The organism is Candidatus Nitrosopumilus sp. (genome assembly GCF_965263415.1).
Lineage (GTDB): Archaea > Thermoproteota > Nitrososphaeria > Nitrososphaerales > Nitrosopumilaceae > Nitrosopumilus.
In genome coordinates this window covers 1,009,987-1,030,127 of record NZ_OZ253671.1, presented here as the reverse complement: position 1 = coordinate 1,030,127, position 20,141 = coordinate 1,009,987, and the positions used below count along the sequence as shown (strand labels likewise).

At 34.8% G+C, this 20,141-nt stretch carries 17 protein-coding genes; 3 read left to right on the top strand and 14 right to left on the bottom strand.

From position 1 onward, the window contains the following. Positions 1 to 219: 219 nt before the first annotated feature. From ACQY22_RS06700 to ACQY22_RS06690, 3 genes are all read right to left on the bottom strand, one after another. On the bottom strand, positions 220 to 1,389 hold the full coding sequence (locus tag ACQY22_RS06700) for a hypothetical protein (protein WP_428323924.1): 1,170 nt from the start codon (positions 1,387 to 1,389) through the stop codon (positions 220 to 222). A 39-nt stretch (positions 1,390 to 1,428) separates the two neighbouring features. Next, positions 1,429 to 5,052: a hypothetical protein gene (locus ACQY22_RS06695; RefSeq protein ID WP_428323923.1), complete on the bottom strand. Its 3,624-nt coding sequence runs from the start codon at positions 5,050 to 5,052 to the stop codon at positions 1,429 to 1,431. A gap of 66 nt (positions 5,053 to 5,118) precedes the next feature. Continuing rightward, positions 5,119 to 7,008 (bottom strand): HAMP domain-containing protein, encoded by a 1,890-nt coding sequence (locus ACQY22_RS06690; RefSeq protein ID WP_428323922.1) that lies wholly within the window; start codon positions 7,006 to 7,008, stop codon positions 5,119 to 5,121. A gap of 145 nt (positions 7,009 to 7,153) precedes the next feature. On the opposite strand from ACQY22_RS06690, the gene ACQY22_RS06685 reads away from it, so the two are divergent. Further along, complete coding sequence (locus ACQY22_RS06685) at positions 7,154 to 7,555, top strand: nuclear transport factor 2 family protein (RefSeq protein ID WP_428325535.1); 402 nt, start codon at positions 7,154 to 7,156, stop codon at positions 7,553 to 7,555. A 31-nt stretch (positions 7,556 to 7,586) separates the two neighbouring features. On the opposite strand, the gene lsrF is transcribed toward ACQY22_RS06685, so the two are convergent. The 3 genes from lsrF to ACQY22_RS06670 are packed head-to-tail and all read right to left on the bottom strand — an operon-like array spanning position 7,587 to position 9,982. After that, positions 7,587 to 8,585, bottom strand: a complete 999-nt coding sequence (gene lsrF / locus ACQY22_RS06680) for a 3-hydroxy-5-phosphonooxypentane-2,4-dione thiolase (protein WP_428323921.1) — start codon at positions 8,583 to 8,585, stop codon at positions 7,587 to 7,589. Between the two features lie 37 nt (positions 8,586 to 8,622). Beyond that, positions 8,623 to 9,651: a zinc-dependent dehydrogenase gene (locus ACQY22_RS06675; protein ID WP_428323920.1), complete on the bottom strand. Its 1,029-nt coding sequence runs from the start codon at positions 9,649 to 9,651 to the stop codon at positions 8,623 to 8,625. Between the two features lie 37 nt (positions 9,652 to 9,688). After that, positions 9,689 to 9,982 (bottom strand): V-type ATP synthase subunit F, encoded by a 294-nt coding sequence (locus tag ACQY22_RS06670; protein WP_048071516.1) that lies wholly within the window; start codon positions 9,980 to 9,982, stop codon positions 9,689 to 9,691. 86 nt (positions 9,983 to 10,068) lie between these two features. Between ACQY22_RS06670 and ACQY22_RS06665 the strand changes: the two genes are divergently transcribed. Beyond that, positions 10,069 to 10,371 (top strand): hypothetical protein, encoded by a 303-nt coding sequence (locus tag ACQY22_RS06665; protein WP_428323919.1) that lies wholly within the window; start codon positions 10,069 to 10,071, stop codon positions 10,369 to 10,371. 2 nt (positions 10,372 to 10,373) lie between these two features. Here the strand turns inward: ACQY22_RS06665 and ACQY22_RS06660 are convergent, their stop codons facing one another. Then, positions 10,374 to 10,625, bottom strand: coding sequence for a hypothetical protein (locus ACQY22_RS06660; RefSeq protein WP_428323918.1), 252 nt, complete (start codon positions 10,623 to 10,625; stop codon positions 10,374 to 10,376). Positions 10,626 to 10,673: 48 nt separating this feature from the next. Continuing rightward, positions 10,674 to 10,976 carry a hypothetical protein gene (locus ACQY22_RS06655; protein WP_428323917.1) on the bottom strand — a complete coding sequence of 101 codons (303 nt, stop codon included), beginning with the start codon at positions 10,974 to 10,976 and terminating at the stop codon, positions 10,674 to 10,676. A gap of 34 nt (positions 10,977 to 11,010) precedes the next feature. On the opposite strand from ACQY22_RS06655, the gene ACQY22_RS06650 reads away from it, so the two are divergent. Next, positions 11,011 to 11,763, top strand: coding sequence for a metallophosphoesterase (locus ACQY22_RS06650; RefSeq protein WP_428323916.1), 753 nt, complete (start codon positions 11,011 to 11,013; stop codon positions 11,761 to 11,763). Here the strand turns inward: ACQY22_RS06650 and carB are convergent, their stop codons facing one another. From carB to ACQY22_RS06620, 6 genes are all read right to left on the bottom strand, one after another. Continuing rightward, a complete protein-coding gene (carB, locus tag ACQY22_RS06645; RefSeq protein ID WP_428323915.1) occupies positions 11,764 to 15,006 on the bottom strand; it encodes a carbamoyl-phosphate synthase (glutamine-hydrolyzing) large subunit in 3,243 nt (1,080 codons plus the stop codon). It abuts the gene before it with no gap. A 3-nt stretch (positions 15,007 to 15,009) separates the two neighbouring features. Further along, positions 15,010 to 16,164, bottom strand: a complete 1,155-nt coding sequence (gene carA, locus ACQY22_RS06640; RefSeq protein ID WP_428323914.1) for a glutamine-hydrolyzing carbamoyl-phosphate synthase small subunit — start codon at positions 16,162 to 16,164, stop codon at positions 15,010 to 15,012. A gap of 76 nt (positions 16,165 to 16,240) precedes the next feature. After that, on the bottom strand, positions 16,241 to 17,797 hold the full coding sequence (locus ACQY22_RS06635) for a peptidase (protein WP_428323913.1): 1,557 nt from the start codon (positions 17,795 to 17,797) through the stop codon (positions 16,241 to 16,243). A gap of 61 nt (positions 17,798 to 17,858) precedes the next feature. Next, positions 17,859 to 19,052: an AAA family ATPase gene (locus ACQY22_RS06630; protein ID WP_428323912.1), complete on the bottom strand. Its 1,194-nt coding sequence runs from the start codon at positions 19,050 to 19,052 to the stop codon at positions 17,859 to 17,861. Between the two features lie 10 nt (positions 19,053 to 19,062). Then, the gene (locus ACQY22_RS06625; RefSeq protein ID WP_428323911.1) at positions 19,063 to 19,563 is read right to left on the bottom strand and encodes a hypothetical protein; all 501 of its coding nucleotides are present in this window, start codon (positions 19,561 to 19,563) and stop codon (positions 19,063 to 19,065) included. Continuing rightward, positions 19,551 to 20,087, bottom strand: a complete 537-nt coding sequence (locus ACQY22_RS06620) for a hypothetical protein (protein ID WP_428323910.1) — start codon at positions 20,085 to 20,087, stop codon at positions 19,551 to 19,553. The genes ACQY22_RS06625 and ACQY22_RS06620 overlap by 13 nt, the downstream gene beginning before the upstream one ends. Positions 20,088 to 20,141: the final 54 nt, after the last annotated feature.

Here is a 20,141-nt window from a genome sequence, read left to right as displayed (position 1 = left end):
GTAATTTTTTGACCGCTTTTTCGTATATAAAGAGAGAGCGATATTCCTATTGTTGGGAATTTTGCATTTTAGCACACATGGGTGAAATGTTTTACAAACTAGTAAAGAATCAGTTAACAAATCCCAAATTTGGGAAAATTACGCCTATTAGGAACATCCTAACTTCATAAAAATAGAATTACGAGTATTTTGTAATTTTTCAGCGCAAAACAACTCAAATTAGATAGGAGCCAAATTTCCACGTACTTTATCACGTTTTACGAAAGCATCCTCAAGTGTTTTTGCAGTTGGCTCTACAAGCCAAGTGTCTTGTTCACTTTCAATTAGTAATGCGACATGATTGATCTTTTGAGGAGTTGATGGGTTATCGGAATCAAAGTAGATGAATCGGAGTTCCCAAGTTTTTCCAATATCAGAGGACTTTATCATATCTGCCATCAGAATGGCTAGATCTTCATTATCTCCTTCGCCCTTTGAGAAAGTATCAAGAGGATGTTTAGGATCAGGTTGCATTTCATAGGAGGTTAATTCAAACTGAGATACAATCCACCATACTTCAAAGATAAATTCACCAGGAGTAGTTACAGTATTGTACAATTCATTCATAGGTTTAGGCATTTGACCTGTGACAAATTTTGATAAATCACGTATTTGGACAGTCTCTGCCGTACCTCCTTGACCTACACCGGCAAGAGTTATTGACAAGGTATCTTGAGGTGCGGGTAATCGTACAACCTCATCTATGAAATCATCTGAAAGTTTTGAGAAGGTGTATGAGTTACCTCTAGAATCTACAAAGTCCCAACTAATGGTTCCTTCTTCCATTGCGACCTCAGGCACTTTAGAAGTTTCAACAAGGATTTCTCGTTCAAATCCAGTCAATGACTCAAATATAGAGTCTCCTTCTGGATCGTCTTGTGCTTCTTCTAGTTCGCGTATTTTTGCCTCTAATGCAGCAATGCTGTCTTCTTGTTCAGGAGTAGGTTGCACCACTGCAGCAGGTTGTGATTTGAATTCTTCGATTTGAGTTTCGAGTTTCGTTATTTCCTGCTCTAATAGTTCTGTTTTTTCGTCAGATGAAAACCTAATATCTTCAATCACAGATACTTGATTCTCAAGAATACTGATCTTTTCAGCAAGATCAGCTCTTTGTTGCTCTGCTTGTAGAATTTGCTCTGCTGTCTGCTCCACACGGGTTTTCAACTCTTCATTTTCTTCTAAAACAGCAGTACTCTTTTCTAAAACAATCTCAGTTACACCACCTCCAAGTGGGACTACAGAATATGTGGGAAGGAATTTTTTTTCAATTGCCTCATCATTAAGATAACTTACTGATAGCACACCTACTACAATGGGCACAATTGCCAAAAGTAAGATTTTGCTGCTCATTTAGATTAATCGACCATCAAACGCTAATAACAATAACTACTAATTTTTTGATAGAATGTCATTTAATTTTTTATTCAGAGAATCCAGAGATTTTATCACATCAGTTGAAAGTGGCTTTTCAGCTTGACGATTAATCAAGAATAGGATTTGATCTTCAATCTCCTTTAGTTCTTCTTGGACTTCAGTAGAAGTTTTACTCATGTGTTCTTTTAATTTAGACTGTGTCTGTAACAGTCTACGGATTTGTGCCTTTTCTCTTTTGATCTGATCGATTATCTGCATTTCATCTTCAGCAAGTTTTATCATCTGCTCTTCATGGTCGTGGTGACTCTGTTCGAGATCGACTTTTTCTTGTTCAAGAGTTTCCATCCTCATTTTATTTTCAAACTCTTTTTCTCTTAGTGAACGAATCTTTTCTTCAAGTAATTCTTTTTTCTGTAGTGCTCTTTGTTCTGCAAGTACACTGATTTGCTCAAACTTTTCAAGTTCATCTTGTAGTTTTTGTATCTGCTTTTCAAGTGCAGGAGATATGACTTGGGATTTCTTTTCTGCCTCATCACGTTTCTTCATTAATTCTACTAGTTTGATTTGTTGAGTTCTCAAATCGTTAGTTACAGTATCACCTGCTTCAGCTTCTTTGATTTGAGCTTGTAGTAATTTTTCATTCAAAGATACAGGATCAACAGGTCTTGAAGTTGACTTTTTGCCAAATAGTTTAGAAAGCCAAGAGGGTTTCTTTTCGGCAGATTCTTCTTGACCAGGTTGTACAAGAGAGGGTTGTCTGGAGGATAATTTCTTTTCCAATTCTTTTCGTTCTGCAGTGAGTTTTTTCAAATTAGCATGTTGGGAATCCACCTGTTCTTGAAGAGTAATCTTTTCGGACTGAATTTGCTCTAGCTTGGATTGGTGTTGTTTAGTGATAGTGTCAATTTCTGCTTGTTTTTTCTTTAGTTCTTGTCTTTCTAATGTGAGTTGAGATTCTAGTTCAGGGTAGGAAGTAGGTTTGGATTTGATTTCTTCAAGCTCTGCTTGTTTTGATTCTAGTTGTTTTTGAAGAGTAGTCTTTTCAGATTGGATTTGCTCTAGCTTGGATTGGTGTTGTTTAGTGATAGTGTCAATTTCTGCTTGTTTTTTCTTTAGTTCTTGTCTTTCTAATGTGAGTTGAGATTCTAGCTTGGATGAGGGTGATTTTGATTTGATTTCTTCAAGTTTAGATTGTTGGAGTTTTACCTTATTTTGGAGGGCGGTCTTTTCAGATTGGACTTGCTCTAGTTTGGATTGGTGTTGTCGGGTTATAGTGTCAATTTCTGCTTGTTTTGATTCTAGTTGCTCTTTTTGTAAAGCCAGTTGAGGGGCCAGATCAGCAGAAGGTGATTTGGATTTGATTTCTTCAAGCTCTGCTTTTTGAGTTTCTAGTTGTTTTTGAAGAGTAGTCTTTTCAGATTGGACTTGCTCTAGCTTGGATTGGTGTTGTCGGGTTATAGTGTCAATTTCTGCTTGTTTTTTCTTTAGTTCTTGTCTTTCTAATGTGAGTTGAGATTCTAGTTCAGGGTAGGAAGTAGGTTTGGATTTGATTTCTTCAAGTTTAGATTGTTGGAGTTTTATCTTATTTTGGAGGGCGGTCTTTTCAGATTGGACTTGCTCTAGCTTGGATTGGTGTTGTCGGGTTATAGTGTCAATTTCTGCTTGTTTTGATTCTAGTTGCTCTTTTTGTAGTGTGAGTTGAGACTCTAGTTCAGCAGAAGGTGATTTTGATTTGATTTCTTCAAGCTCTGCTTTTTGAGTTTCTAGTAGTTTTTGGAGGGTAGTCTTTTCAGATTGGACTTGCTCTAGCTTGGATTGGTGTTGTTTAGTGATAGTGTCAATTTCTGCTTGTTTTGATTCTAGTTGCTCTTTTTGTAGTGTGAGTTGAGACTCTATCTCAGGGGACAATGTAGGTTTGGATTTGATTTCTTCAAGCTCTGCTTGTTTTGATTCTAGTTGTTTTTGAAGAGTAGTCTTCTCTGATTGGATTTGTTCTAGCTTGGATTGGTGTTGTCGGGTTATAGAATAAATCTCTGCTTGTTTTTCTTGTAGTTGTTCTTTTTGTAAAGTGAGTTTTGATTCTAATTCAGGAGAGATTGATTTTGATTTGGTTGCCTCAAGTTCTGCTTGTAGTGTTTGTATCTTTTCATGAAGTGCAGTCTTTTCTGATTGAGATTTCGACATTACATCTTGATATTGTGTCATAATATCATTTAGCTGAGCATGTTTTTTCTTATAATCATCAATTTGAGCTTGTAATTGAGATTCCATTTTAGCAGAGGAAGATTTCGATTTGGTTGCCTCAAGTTCTGCTTGTTGTGATTGGATCTTATTTTGGAGGGCGGTCTTTTCAGATTGGACTTGCTCTAGTTTAGATTGGTGTTGTTTAGTGATAGTGTCAATTTCTGCTTGTTTTTCTTGAAGATTATTTTCTAGATCCGTTATTTGTTGTGCATTGTTTGTTGCATTAGATTTTGCTAGATTTTCCAAATTGACTTGTTGTATGTAGAGTTGTTCTTCAAGAGCTGCCTTTTCACTTGCAAGTTTCTTTTCAAAGGTGGAACGCTCTTCAGATATAGCCTTGAGTTCAACTTGGAGGGTCTGGATTTTCTCTTCTAACATAACCTTATCTGCTGTAGCTTTTCGTTTTACAGACTCATAATCATGGGCCATTTTTTCAAGTTCGGCCTCCTGGGCTCGAATCTGCTCAGTTAGGCTGATTTTCTCTAAGTCATTTGTTTCTTGTTCAGATTTTTTTGCAAGCAGTTCTCTGTCTTTTGCTAATTTTTCAAGTTGTGTTTGTTGAGTTGCAATTTTTTCTTCTAGCTTCATCTTTTCAAGTTTAGCTTTTTCAAGACTCATTTTGTGTTCAGTTTCTTCTCTGTCTTGAGCAAGTCTTTCAAGCTCAGCTTGTTGAACGTGTATCTGTTCTTCAAGTTTAGCTTTTTCAAGAGAGGCTTTTCTTGTTGCAACACTATAGTCACGTGATAATTGACTTAGTTCTTCTTGTTGATGTTTTATTTTTTCTTCAAGCTCTGCTTGCTCTACAACTTTTTTAGATTCAAACTCGGCTTCTTTTTTAGCCAAGTCTCTTTCATTACGAAGTCTTTCAAGTTCGCTTTGCTGAGAATATATCTTCTCTTCTAGATGTCTTTTGCTTTCCTGAAGTTCGGTTTGTGAACTTTCATAATTCTCTTTTAATGTATTAAGTTCGGATTGTTTTTGCTTATGTTCTTCATCAATTGTAACAGGTGTGGTTTTGGCTTCAGATGATTTTTTTTGTGCTACCTCAGCATAGTATGATTGAGTTACGCTATCAAGATAATTTTTGTCAGATGCATGTAGTATTTTTCCTTGTTTTAAAGAATGTAAAATATAGCGAAGTCTGTTTGAGTCACCAATCCCTTCAGCAACTAATTTGGATATAAAATCAATTGATTGTTCTGGAGGAGAGGTCTCATCAGAGGCATTGTATTCTTGTTCAATTCTCTCTTCAAGATATTGCTTATCAGACTTTGCAAGAGATTTGTTATTTTTTATGGAATTTAGTATATGGCGCAGCCTACCAATGTCGCCCGTATTTTGAGCGATAAGATCCTTTAGGAACGTTACTGTGTCTTCTGTAGACAGATTCACCATGAAATTCGCCTAATTTGCGATCCGATATCTGCTTAATAAATTGCCGATCAATTGATCTTGACTAAACTAGACCTCAACAACAGGCACGGATATAGAGACTGTGGTAGTATCATCAGCATCATCTATGCTAGTCATGCCTGCGTGGTCCTTTAGAATTACTTTAGCCATATAAAGTAGGATGTGGTCGGCCTGAGCGATTCCAGTGTCACTCTCATCTAAGGGGGAAAATATGTCAGAATCTATCTTTTTGTCGGACACAAGTTGAATAACGATGTTTTTTTCATCAGCGGCGGTTTTAATCTGAAGAGGGTCCCCATCAATATACGTCATGAAAATATCAACTATGTATCGTATTGCGCGTCCCAATTGATGAGCATCTGCAAACACATATGCTTCATCAGACTGTTCAAGGTTTATCGTTACATTCTTTGAAGTTTGCTCAATTTCTTTTAGAGAGGAATTGATGATTTCATTTATTTTAACATCATTCATATCATAGGTTAATTGTCCTTGCTCCAAATTGGAAATGTCACTAACAGTGGCAGTTAGCAGTTTAAGTTGGGAAAGGGTATTATCAATTGCACGAAGGACTTCATCTTTTGTTAATTTATTATTTTTTAAAAGATCAACATTTTCAGTTATATCACCAATTGACTGATTTGTTTGTTTAGAGATAAATCCCATTATACTTTTTGTCCAAGAATCATTTTTTTCAATTTTTGTTAATGCTCGTTCTAATTCATCAGTTCGTAATTTTACAAGATCAGTCAAATTGGAGTTTGTAAAATTGATACTATCTCTCATGTACTCAAACTTGTTAGCAAGATCACCTATTTCATCATCTGTTTTAATGTTAAAGTAAACATCAAAGTTTCCATCTGCAATTTGAGATGATGCATCACGTAATTCTATCAAAGGTTTGGAAATAGATGTTTTAATGTATAATCCAACAATTACTGCAGACATTATCGTAGTAACAAGTACAATCAAAATTATGTTAGTTAATACAATTACAGGAGATAAAACATCATCAATATTTTTTTCTACAACTAAATTCCATCCAAGAGGCAAAGCAGTGGAGCCAGGTTTTGCATAAACTTTGAGAATATCACTTCCTTCAACACCATCAACAATGTAATAATCGGATTCTTCAGACATCAAAAGGAATTCTACAAGAGAGGTATTTTCACCAAACTCAGAACCAATAGTAGAATAAATCACTTGGCCTTTATCATCATGAAGAGAAATTTCCGTTCCTAGAAATTTATTTGTCTGTTGGAGATCATGAATTCCACCTATCAAATCTTGAAGTTTAATTGTTGTCTTTAAGACACCCAAAAATTCTCCAGTTTCATCATCAATTCGAATTGCAATGTCTTGTGAATAAACTTCTGAATCAGCATCATAGGATACTTCATCTACAAAATATCCAGTAGATACTACAGTATTCCACCATTCTGCATCATTTACATAATATTGAGGAATAGTACGGTCATATGCAACTAAAATTCCAACTTGATTAAAGATTCCAATTTGATCATATATTGGATAAGAGAATTTTGTTTCAACACGATTTGATGCAAATGCTAATTTTTCAGATAATTCGTCATCTTGAATTTCATTCATTAGAGGCAAAGTTTGGTTTTGATCAAGTGCATCATTCCATGCAGTGTTTGTTTCACTTATCTGAGAATCATTAGAATTTGTAAATTGAGAATTTGATTCATCTAGAACATCATAAACTAGAGCTTTATCAGAAAGTTCAATCAGGCCATAGGTTTTCTCATCAATGCCACGAACTATTTCAGAAACAACATCAGATAAGGATTGAGAATAATCCTGACCAATATTGTCAACAAGGTTATCTTGTGTTGTAGTAACTATAAGATACCCCATAATCACAATTGACGCAATTATAACTGTAAAACTAAGTAGGATTTTCTTGCCTATCTGCACCCTTATACAACTTTACTGATTTATATAAATTCTAAAGTAAAAATTCCTGATTCATCAAATATCTATTTTTTAAATTAGATTACAAGAATATCAGAAATGAAACAGAAGATTTAAACTGATTATTTTCATGTTTGAAAACACGGTTTTGTCAGATAGCGAAGAAATCATCAAAGTAATTGAAGCATTATTTGAAGCAGGAATTACAAAAAACACATCAATTCTAAAAGATATTCATCTAAACGACCCAAAATTTTCCAGTTTCAGTGATTTACCACCATATGATCTAAAAGACTATCAAAATACCATAGAATTAGAGGAGCTCAAGTTTGTCAGTATTTCAGATTATAGTTATGAGATAAAGAATCCAAAAATCAGTATTTTTGGAGAGTCAGCAGTTGTTGCAATGGAACTAAACCAGAAAGGAATGTTAGTGGATACAAAGGCATACACAGGAGAGCATATGGAAATCCAAGGAAGAGCAACTTTTGTTTTAGTAAAGCAACCAACTTGGAAAATTGCTCACATCCATCTATCAAAAATTAATTGATATACTAGTTCTTTTTTGGTTGAGGTTTATTTTATGGTTTGTTTGATTTGTTTTGATTAGGTTTGTTGCCTTTTGATTTGTTTTGATTAGGTTTGTTGCCTTTTGATTTGTTTTGATTAGGTTTGTTGCCTTTTGATTTGTTTTGATTAGGTTTGTTGCCTTTTGATTTGTTTTGATTAGGTTTGTTGCCTTTTGATTTGTTTTGATTAGGTTTGTTGCCTTTTGATTTTGGTTTCTTGTTTGAATCTTCGTTTGCTAGTTTTTTGTATAGTTTGAAAGCTTGATCAACATTTGCATTTTGATGAATGATTGACCTTGTTGCTTTAATCATGGCAACAGGATGATCAGATTGCCAGATGTTTCTTCCCATATCAACACCAACAGCTCCTGCTTTGACAGCATTGTAAGTTAGCTGTAATGCGTCGCGTTCTGGAATTTTCTTTCCTCCTGCAACAATAATTGGTACAGGACATGATTCAACAACTTTTTCAAAATTATCACAGTAGTATGTTTTTACAATGTGTGCGCCTTGTTCTGCTGCCATTCTACAGGCTAAAGATAGATATCTTGCATCTTTGCCTAATTCTTTGCCAACTGCAGTTACAGCCAATACTGGAATTCCATATTGTTCTGCTTCACTGACTAGTTTTCCCAAATTAACAACTGTTTGATACTCATATTTTGAGCCTACAAAGACAGACATTGCAAGTGCACTAGCATTTAGTCTGATTGCATCTTGAATGGATACTGTAATGTCTTCTTGAGACAAGTCATCGCCAATAATACTAGAACCACCAGATACACGAAGTACCATAGGAGTGTCAGTTTCTGCAGGAACAGATGTTCTTTGAACACCTCTAGTTAACATCAAAGAATCACAGTGTTTCAATAGAGGTGCAATGACCTTTTTTGGATTCTCTAACTTTTCAGTTGGTCCAAGAAAATATCCATGATCAACTGCTAACATTAGTGCACGATTGTTATGTGGTTTAATTATACGAGATAATCTGTTTTTTAATCCCCAATCCATATTCCATCGAATTTGAAATGCCTTTCTTAAGCCTTTCTTATTTTGTGATGATTATTTTCATTGCATTTTCACCACTTCGTGCATGATCAAATGCCTTTTGAGTATCGTCAATAGGATAAGTGTGTGTGATTAACTGCTTAACATCAATTTGCGATGATTCAATTAGATTCAATGCTTCTTTTGTGTCATTATCAGATGCAGCATAACTGGTGACAAGAGTAATTTCTTTTGAATATATTTTACTCATATCTAAATTCATTTTTGCACCTTTAGAAGGAACTCCAAACATCATTACTGTACCGCCTTTTCTAACCATATCAATTGCATCATCAAGAGCTTTGAGACTACTAGTTGCAACAATTGCAACATCAACTCCTAGGTTATCAGTATGGTCTAGGATTTTTTGTTTCCTAGTTTCATCCATGGAGTGGATTGATTCTGTAATATTGAATTTTTTTGCAAAGTCCAATCTAAAATCATTAACATCAAAACAGAAAATTTTTGAGAATTTCTTTGCCTGAGCAAGCATCACATGCATCATTCCAGTAGGGCCAACTCCAAAGATTGCTGCACTATCCCCTTCCTGATAAGGGTATTTTGTCCAAGCGCGTACACAGCATGCAAGAGGTTCAATCATTGCAGCTTCCTCAAAACTAAGAGAATCAGATATTTTCAAAACCCCACCATGAGACACATTCCATGCTGGAACAACATATTGTTCAGATAGACCACAGGGAGACAGATTGGTTTCATAATATTTTTTGCACATTGTCTCGTTTCCATGATTACAAAAATGGCAATCATAACAAGGAACATGATGATGAGTAAACACTCTATCACCTTTTTTGAATTCAGTTACACTAGAACCAACATCTAAAACCACACCAGCAGGTTCATGACCTAAACGCATTGATGGTTGTCCATATTGTCCAAATACTTTTTCCAAATCAGACCCGCATATTCCACATGCATGCATCTGAACTAAAATTTCACCAGATTCCAAAGAAGGGTTTTCTGTTTCACTTACAGAAATAACAGAGGGTTCCTTGACAGATGCAGTTTTCATGGTTTATCAGTAGAAAATTGATTATAAGTAGATTAAATCAAACACCAAGAATCTTCTTGAGCATAACTCTATAGTCAACTTCAGTTTTTTCGCTTCCGGTTGCAGGTAATGCAAATACCAAAGTAGATTTTTCAGCCCGTAATGCAGTCAACTCATCGTTAATAGATTCAGTGATATCATCACTAACTAAAACCAATCCAACATCAGAATCATCAGTTAATTTTTTGATATCTTCCAAAGCCTTTTGAGGAGATTCGGAAATAATACCTGGAACCCCGGCTAACTGAAAACTAGTTACAAATGATTTGCTTCCTACAGTGAAGATTTTCACAAATTCAAATGTTGTTCATTCTAATTTAACCCTTTTTGGAAGATTGGATCAGGAAGATTGATTTAGTTTAAAAAATTAGTAATTTCATGACAGAAATTGATACGCAAAAGGATTTTTTTCTCTTCTTGCACGGAAAAATGGATCTCAAACAAAAGGCAACTGATGTTTTAATTGCTAAAGGATGTTCTGAAGCAAAGATCACCATGGGAATACCAACAAAAGTCGGCAATGTAGGAGATTACATGGTTCAATTATGGCCACCAGGACCAGCACCAAATCAAATCAAAATTCAGCAAATAACCAAAGTTGAAGAAGTAGAACCTGAAGGCATGATTGGGTTGTGGAAAGGGGTTTCAAAAGAGGATATTGAATCTATTCCACTAGAATAAACTCAACTAAATCCAGCACCAAAATCAGAACCTTTGTCTAAAAGGTCACCTGAATCTGAACTTTTTAATTTTCTAAATAGCAATGTCTCATAGACTAGTTTCATTGCATTTTCATCATTTAGATTACAATCTTCTTTAATTTGATTTTTGTATTTTTCTAATTTGTCAGGGTCTTGTTCATCAAGAGAGATACCATCATGAACCATCAAGTTAGCAATTTTTTCAATTTCAGAATTTTGTTGCTCTTCATCCATATGGAACAATAAGTTTTCTAGTTATTAATACATTCCAATAAAAAATCATTACAAATCTGAAAGCAGTCCTGAAAGAAAATCAGAAAACTCATCATCAGAAAAAATAATTTTCTCAACCTTGTTTTCAGTTTGAGCAAGTTTTACAGAATCCAAATGATAACAGGTCTCTTTTCCATTTAATTTTCCAAAGTAAAATCCAGGACATGAACAATAAAGACTAGAGGGATCAACCCAATGTTCTTCTCCCTTACCAACAACAGTCCAAATTTTCCTTTGACTAGGCTCAAAAACATGTAATTTTACACGCTTTTCTGAAACTAGTGATTCTATTCGGTCAGGATCTTTGTTCACAAGAATTTAATCAGATATCTGCAGTATAACTTTGATGTTGCAGACTAGGATCATGCCAACAAAGCCAGCATTAGTTTTGGAAGGAGAGAGAAAACATCTTGTGGTAACAGATCTCCATATAGGATTTGAAAGTAGTATGGCATCAAATGAAATCTTTATTGGGAAAAATTCTACAATAAATGAAACAATTCAAGAACTGTCTGAAATGATTGATGTAGAAAGACCTGATTCAGTAATTCTACTAGGAGATGTAAAATCAAGTGTCAAAAGTATTTCAAAAAGTGAATGGGAGGAGATTCCTTTGTTTTTTGATAAAATCAGTCAAAAGTGCGAGGTAGTTTTAGTTCCTGGAAATCATGATGCAAATATTTCAAGATTGGTTCCTCAAAACATTACAATGATTAGTTCGACTGGAATTGTTGAAGAAAATGTGCTATTGACTCATGGACACACAATGCCATCAGAGAATTTTTCACACATAGACAAAATCATCATGGGACATGTCCATCCAGTATTTTTTCAAGAAGATTCTGTAATTAATGGACAAAGAGTTTGGGTTTCAATGAAGATAGAAAAAGAAAAAATTTTTCCAAACAAATCAGGAGAATTAGAAATTACCATAATTCCGTCATTTAACAAGTACTTTTATGCGACCCATAGAAAAAAATACAAAAAATCAATTTCGCCTATAATTGACAGGATAAAATCAGTTGCTAAAGCAAGAATAGTTACGTTGGACGGCACAATTATTGGAAACGAATCAATTATTGATCAGGTTTTGCGATAATTATTCAAGCACATCATATGGCTCAATAGGATCTTTTGTTGTTTCATTATGTTGCAACCATTCTAGGGTTTTAACAAAAGAATCTGCCAACTCAAGAGTAGTCAAAACAGGAATTCCCAACTCTAAAGACTTTCTTCTTATCTGATATTCATCATCAAGCATTCCAACATACTTTTCTAAAGACAAAGTACTTGGGATATTTATGATAAAGTCAATCTTTTTCTCATAAAGAAGATCAGAAATGTTTGGTTTTCTTTCTGGTTCTGAAATCTTGTGTACAATTTCAACATCACCAATTTTTTCTTCAAAGAATTCTGCAGTATGTTCTGTTGCTAAAATTTTGAATCCTAATTGTTTAAGCTTTGCAATACTTGGCAAAAGTTTTTCTTTATTTGTAGAACCACCTACAGTTACCAGTGCAGTTCCTTTATCAGGCAGATTGTATCCAACTGAAGTCAATCCCTTTGACAATGCATCATAGAAACTATCACCAAAACACGCGGCCTCACCAGTTGACTGCATCTCAACTCCTAAGGCAATATCTGCACCATCTAATTGCATGAATGAAAACTGAGGTACCTTGATTCCATAGTTGTGAATTTTTTGCCATTTGTTTTCAGGTATTTTTGGAAGAGGTTTATCCAAAATAGCCTTAGAGGCCAGGGAAATCAAGTTTGTTTTTACCAATTTTGAGACAAAGGGCATGGAGCGAGATGCTCGAATATTGAGTTCAATTACGTATACATGATCATCATGTATTAGAAATTGTAAGTTGAATGGACCTTTTACATTGAATGTTAAGGCAATCTTTTTTGTGTAATCATTTATTGTTTCAATAATTTTATTATTTAATCTCCATGGAGGAATACACATCATTGCATCACCAGAGTGTACACCAGCTGAATCAATATGTTCAACTATTGCACCAATGACAACTTCTTTTCCATTACTAATTCCATCAACATCTACTTCAAGTGAATTTAACATAAATTTTGATATTACAACAGGGTGATCAGGAGAAACATCTGTTGCTTCTTTGACATATGTTTTTAGTTCATTTTGAGACCATACAACTTTCATTGCAGCACCAGACAAAACATATGATGGTCTAACAATTACAGGGAATCCAACTTCTTGTGCAAAACTTTTTGCTTCAGTAAGATTTGAGAATGCTTGCCATTTTGGTTGTTGTATGTGTAGTTTATCAAGTTCGGCACTAAATTTGGAGCGGTCTTCAGCTCTATCAACATCTATTGCACTTGTTCCCATGATATTGATTCCTCGTTGTGCAAGACCAGGGGTTAGATTGTTTGCAGTTTGACCACCAACACAAGTGATTACACCTTTTGGATTTTCAAATTCAGTTATGTCAAGAATCCTTTCTTGAGTTAATTCTTCAAAATACAATCTTGTACAAATATCATAATCAGTTGAAACTGTCTCAGGATTACAATTTACTACGGAGACATTTTTCTCTCCATTTTCTTGCAATCCCCATACCATGTTGACAGTGCCCCAATCAAACTCTACGCTACTTCCAATTCGGTAGGGACCTGCACCTACAACGATTATTCCTTTCTCGTCTGTAGGAACGGAGATGTCATTGGCATGACCACCATAAGTAAGATAGAGGTAATTTGTAACAGCAGGCCATTCAGCAGCCAGTGTATCTATTTGCTTTACAGATGGAATTACGCCTAATTTTTTGCGTATTTCGCGAATTTCATCAGGTTCTTTCTCCTTGGATCTGGCAATTTGCTTATCTGAAAAGCCCATTTTCTTTACCTCCCACATCAGAGATTCATCTAGTTCAGATTCTTTGAGTTTAGCTTCAGTGTCTACAATATTTTGGATTTTTTCAATAAACCAAGGATCAATTGCAGATAGTTTGTAGATTCTGTCAACTGGAATTCCCATCTTTAGTGCAATTGCAACATTATACAATATTTGATCATCATGGTGTGAAAGTTTGTCTTCAATTTCTTCTTCAGTGTATGTTTTGCCATTTGCACGATTCAATACAAGTCCATCATTTCCAATGTCAAGCATTCTGATTGCTTTTTGTAAAGATTCTTCAAATGTTCTACCAACGGCCATGACTTCACCAACAGATTTCATTGTGACTCCAAGTTTACGGTTTACAAGTTCAAATTTTGAAAAGTCCCATCTTGGATGTTTACATACAATGTAATCAAGAGAAGGTTCAAAGCATGCAGTCGTACTTTTTGTAATTCTGTTTACAAGTTCAGATAAATTATAACCCAAGCCAATTTTTGCAGACATGTATGCAAGTGGATAACCAGTTGCTTTACTTGCAAGAGCTGATGAACGTGAAAGACGTGGATTGATTTCAATTGCAACATATCTATCAGAGTCAGAATCTAACGCATATTGGATATTACATTCACCAACTATTCCAACATGTTTTGTTGCACGTAATGCTGCTGAACGCAACATATGATATTCATGATTATCAATTGTTTGTGAAGGTGCAACTACAATGTTATCACCAGTATGGACTTTCATAGAAAGTACATTTTCCATGTTACACACAATTACATTATTACCATCATAATCTTGCATTACCTCATATTCAATTTGCTTCCAGTGTCCAATGTATTCTTCAATTAAGACTTGGCCAACTAGACTGGCCTTTAGACCACGTTCAACAATTTCATGTAATTCGATTTCATTGTGAGCAATTCCACCCCCACGGCCACCAAGAGTATAGGCTACACGAATTATGACAGGGTAGGATAGTTCTTCTGCTGCCTTTTTTGCATCATCAAAGTTTGTGACAGTCTTACTTTTGAGCACAGGGACTCCTGCCTCATTCATTTGATCCTTGAAAAGCTGCCTGTCTTCCGTATTTTTGATACCCTGAACCTGTGTTCCAAGGACACTTACACCATATTTTTTGAGAATTCCAGCCTCTTCTAGTTTAACACCGCAGTTTAGAGCAGTCTGCCCACCATAGGCCAGCATTATTCCATCAGGTCTTTCCTTTTCCACAATAGATTCAACATATGTTGGATTTACGGGTAAGAGATACACTTGGTCTGCAAATCTAGTATCGGTTTGAATTGTTGCAATATTTGGATTGATTAGGACACTTTTGATTCCGTCTTCATGAATTGCTTTTAGACATTGGCTTCCAGAATAATCAAACTCTCCTGCTTCGCCAATTTTGATAGCACCGCTACCAAGTACTAGAATTTTTTTTAGGGATTCATTTTTTGGCAATTCTCATTTCTCCATTAATTTTTTGAGTTCATCAAAAACATATTTGCAATCAAATGGGCCAGGCGCAGCTTCTGGATGAAATTGTACTGCAATACAATTTTGGGTTTTGTGTTTTATTCCTTCGACTGTTTTATCGTCTGCATTTGTAAACCATAATTTAAAATCAGATTTTTCTAAAGATTCAGGTTTTATTCCATAACCGTGATTTTGGCTTGTGACGTAAACTTGATTTGTTTCTAAATTGATACAAGGTTTGTTTTGTCCGCGATGTCCATACTTTAGTTTGTAGGTTTCAGTATTTCCTGCTAGTCCAATAATTTGTGCACCTAAACAAATTCCTAATGTAGGAATGTTATTTTCAATTAATTTTTTAGCAGTGTCAACTGTTGCAGGACAATTTTGCGGATCACCAGGACCACTACTTAGCACTACACCTTTTGGATTATGTGACATTATTTTATCATAAGGAGTATTCCATGGGACGACTATTGCATTATACCCTAATTCTCTTACATTTCTTACAATGGCATTTTTTGCACCAGTGTCAATTACCACAACTGATTCAGAGTCATTTCCGTAAGTTTTTTCTTCTTTTGTTGAAACAGAATCCATAAACTTCTCAGAATTATAATCAGTTGCATCTGCCAATTCTTTTTTGACTTTTGCAACGTCTATAGGCTCATCAGATACAACAAGTGCGGCCATCATAACACCACTACTTCGAAGTTTCTTGGTCACGGCTCGAGTATCAATACCAGATATTCCAGGCACTTTTTCATTGTGCATCCACTCATCAAGAGTCATTTTGAGATTCCAATGACTTGCCGTCAAAGATAGTTCATGTACTACTAATCCTCTAATTTGCATAACATCAGATTCGAAAAATTTTGAAATTCCATCATCGTCCTTAATTTCTGGATCGGGTATACCATAATTTCCAACCAGTGGATAAGTAAGGGTGAGAATTTGACCGTTGTAAGAAGGATCAGTTAGAGCTTCTGTGTAACCAACCATGCCAGTGTTAAATACAATTTCACCAAAAACAGTCGTCGAATAACCAAAGCCTTGACCATCAAAAACGGTGCCATCATCAAAGATCAGCTTTCCATGTTTGTTTGCGTGGATTGATTTCTTTGTGGTTATTGTGACCCTCAGCAATTCCGTTGTAATACGAATTTAAGTTTTGTGTGAATTACAGATGAAAAAAATTGATCGCAAATGAAATTACATGTGATTAGTTTAGTGAAATTATTCCAGATTTTATCAAAAATTGCATTCCTTTTACAAAAGAATCATCATCAATTGAACCATCTGCCCACCAACCAGCATTGACTTTAACCCAAACAGGAATGTCGTTTGTTTGAGAATTAGAACCTGCCAAAGTTGGAGGAATTTGAATAATGTTTTCATCAATTAAAAACTGAATCCCTTGAATGAAAGAATCATCATCAATTGAACCATCTGCCCACCAACCAGCATTACTTTTCACCCAAGAAGGAATACCATTTGTCTCAGAGTTTTGAGATGTGCCAGGTTCAATTACTATAATGAAATTTCCTTTTGATTGAGGATCTCCATCGATGTTAGAGACAAGAAGGTTTGCAGAGCCTGAATTTTTTGGATCAAAATTTACTTGATGAACATTTGAATAATCAGAATCAATATCACCCTTGAAATGTTTTTGATAAATACTATCACCCTGCTGTATTACTGAAAAATCATATTCCACATGATGTTTGTGATGATCAGAAAAGATTTGTTGAAAATCTATGAAAAATATTACATCCTCACCTGCACGGATAATTTCAGGCTCCCAATACAAGAATACTTGATAATCAGAGGTTGTAAAATATAATGGAAAGTCAACTTGGTCATTTGGTTGTAGTGTAAACTCAATTATTTCATCAGATGTCTGTACATTATTTTTCAACAACTTGAGCAAGTCACGAGTAATTACAGTGTGAACAGTCCTATCATCAAAAGAATAATCATCAATAGTAGTAATATCGTGTGGCAGTAAAAGTCCATTTACATATGAATCATAATTTGTGGAAAGAAAATCACTAAAGGTATTTGGTATTCTAACTTCTTGATGAATCACACTTATTTCTTGAAAATTCTGATTCCAATCAAATGGTATTGTGAAAGTTAATTGATTAGAATCAAAATCGAAATCTTGAATTTGATCAAAATAAGAGACAACATGTAGTTTTTGAGATTGTTTCAGATGATCATCTACATAGAAAAATTGGTGATCTGCAATACTTATTCCACCTTCAAATCCAATAGGACTTTTCAAAACATTTGAATCAGAATCAATAGACAAAATTTTTACTTTGTATTCATAAAGACCGCCAGAAGTAAAAATTGGCCCAGTAAATGTTAAAGGGTTTTCGTCATCTACTAACCATCCTCCCAAAATTGGTTCTTGAGTTCCTTGAATTGAGATTTGTTCAGAGTCATCAGATATTACAGATAATTTCAGAGTGCCAGTTTCATCATGAAAAACTTCTTTGAATAACTGTTTTTTATTTTTTGAAAATTCTAATTCAAATGTTACATGTTCGATTGCAGTTTCAGTTTTTGAGTCAAAAAGATTCAAAGTTATCAGATGTTCATTTACATTAGGATCAAAAATCGAAGGCAGGACAGAGATTGAAAAAGTGACATCTCGATCTCCAATTGACGCAGGAGGCAAGGTTTCACTTCCAAATCCATGTCCAAATACTAGTTCAGTAGAACCTGCAATACTAAAAATCAAAACAAAAAGCAAAACAAGTGAATTTTTCAATTTTACTCAAACAAAAACTGGGTAAGAAATAATGTTTTAGGCTAAAAATCACTTTAGAAAATCATAATGCTTGGAACTCTTCGCTCCATTTGTGATATGCACGAATCATTTCAGTTGAAACACTTGGTTTTCTTCTTTCCATAATGTTTTTGAAATCAGATGCAGTTAATTCTCTTGGTTGAATTGGTTCTTCACCTTCTATGGGCTCATGATAATCAGGAGAATCAAATATTTCATGGACTGTTTTGATTTGTGCGGCTTGACAGACATCTTTAATGTCACTGGCACTATAACCGTCAAACAATTTTGCAAGATCATTAGTGCTTACTCTAGAATCTTTGCTTAATTTGGCAGTGTATTGTTCAAAGAGGTTTTCTCTTGCTGCCTGAGTAGGTAATGAGACGTAAATTCTCTTTTGGAATCTTCTAAGGAAAGGCCAATCAAGTGCCCAAGGTTTGTTTGTTGCACCAATGACATACATCATCAAGTCTTTTCCTTTACCATTAACACCATCCATTTCAGTCAGGAATTGATTTTTAGTTCTAACTTCTCCGCCTACTTCACTACTTCGAGAACCTAATAGTGAATCAACTTCATCTACAAACAAAATTACAGGTTTGCCTTCTTTTTCAGCATAACTTCTTGCCATTGCAAATAATTTTGAAACATTCTTTTCTGCTTCACCTAACCACTTACTCATCATAGAAGATGCATCCACATTGATAAAGTAGCCATCCATCTCATTTGCAGTAGCAGCTGCCAGCATTGTTTTACCAGTTCCAGGAGGACCATAAAGCAACATTCCTTTTGGCCATCCTAGGGGGAATAAATCAGGTCTTTTAGTTGGATATACAATTGATTCACGCAATGCACTTTTTGCATCATCTAAACCAATAACTTGGTCCCAAGTTACATCTGGTTTTTCTTTCATAATTAGTTCTTCAAAGTCATTCTCATTTTCCTGTCTTTGAACAGATTTTTTCTGATCTTCTTCAGAAGCTTTAGGATCAACTGCAGGCTCTACGCCATGTGATTGTTGTAATGCATTAATTCTATTGTGATAAGAGTTACATCTTTCTTTATAAATTGGATTTAGTTTGCTGTTTGGGTATAATTTTAGTAATTTTACCAGAGCATCAATTGCTTGCTGATAGTATGTGATTGCCTGACCACGTGCTCCTTGAGAATCAAATTTGATAGCCTCAGAAGCATATTTGCTAGCAGTATTTTCTAATTCTTGGGGGGCCATACTCATTTCAAATTACCTACGCAGTATTTCCTTGAGAATTTTGTTGGTATTCTACAGTGTTAATCTCTGTAGCAAAATTGGTTAAATTAATTGCACTCGTTTCGTGCTCATCATAATCAGGACCATCATGATATTTCTTCTTAAAATCAGATTTTTCTGAGATATCTACATGAATTCCCTTTACCTTACTAATAGAATCCTCAGCAGACATTATCAATTCAGAAATCTCATCATCCAAATCTTCAATTGAGCCTGCAGCCTCTGAAATTACAGATACAAAATATTTGAGAATTGAGCGCATCTCTTTTTTGTCAGAATATTTGACTAGCATAAAATCAGCAATTCCAACTATTTTATCCAGATCTTGTAGTTCTTCTAAAGTTAATTTTTCAATATTTTTGTCATCAGATGATTTTACCTCAGCAATTTTTTTGTCAAGTTTTGATGATAGTGATTTTATACGTTCAAGGTCTTTTGAAAAATCACGTTTAGAGTTTAGTACATTCAAGTATTGCATAATTTAAAAAAATCAACATTAGGATACTGCTTACTTATTTTAGAGTCCACCATCAATTTTACTTCATCAAGTAAGATTGAGGATTCTGTGTTTGATTGACTAAAATCAAAACTAGCATGAGTAAGTGCTGCAGAATCAAGTACTATACTACCCAAATGAACAGAAAGTTCTGAGAGTTTTTGGCTGCAGTCAGGAACTAGTTCATAGAGTTGGGCACTGATTGTTCTAATTAGCGGAATAGATGAAGGTAGAACCTGAGGAATTGATTGAACATTTGTAATACTCCTAGTCTTTCTTTTTGTAAGAGTCAAAATTTCAAGAGAAAATGCCATGATTCGTTCAAGTTCGATTGCTTGGAGATGTGTTTTGTCGGATTCATCAAAATCAGAAACTAAATCTTTGTTTGATTGTTTCAAATCATCTCGTTTCTGAGATATAATATCTATAATTTCATCAAGTAATGTAGTAGAATACTCCAATCTAGGAGTCAAAGTAACAGAATGAGAGATGTTCTCAGTGTCCATTTCTATGCATTTAACCGACATGAAATATTTTATCGATATTTTGTATTAGAGGAT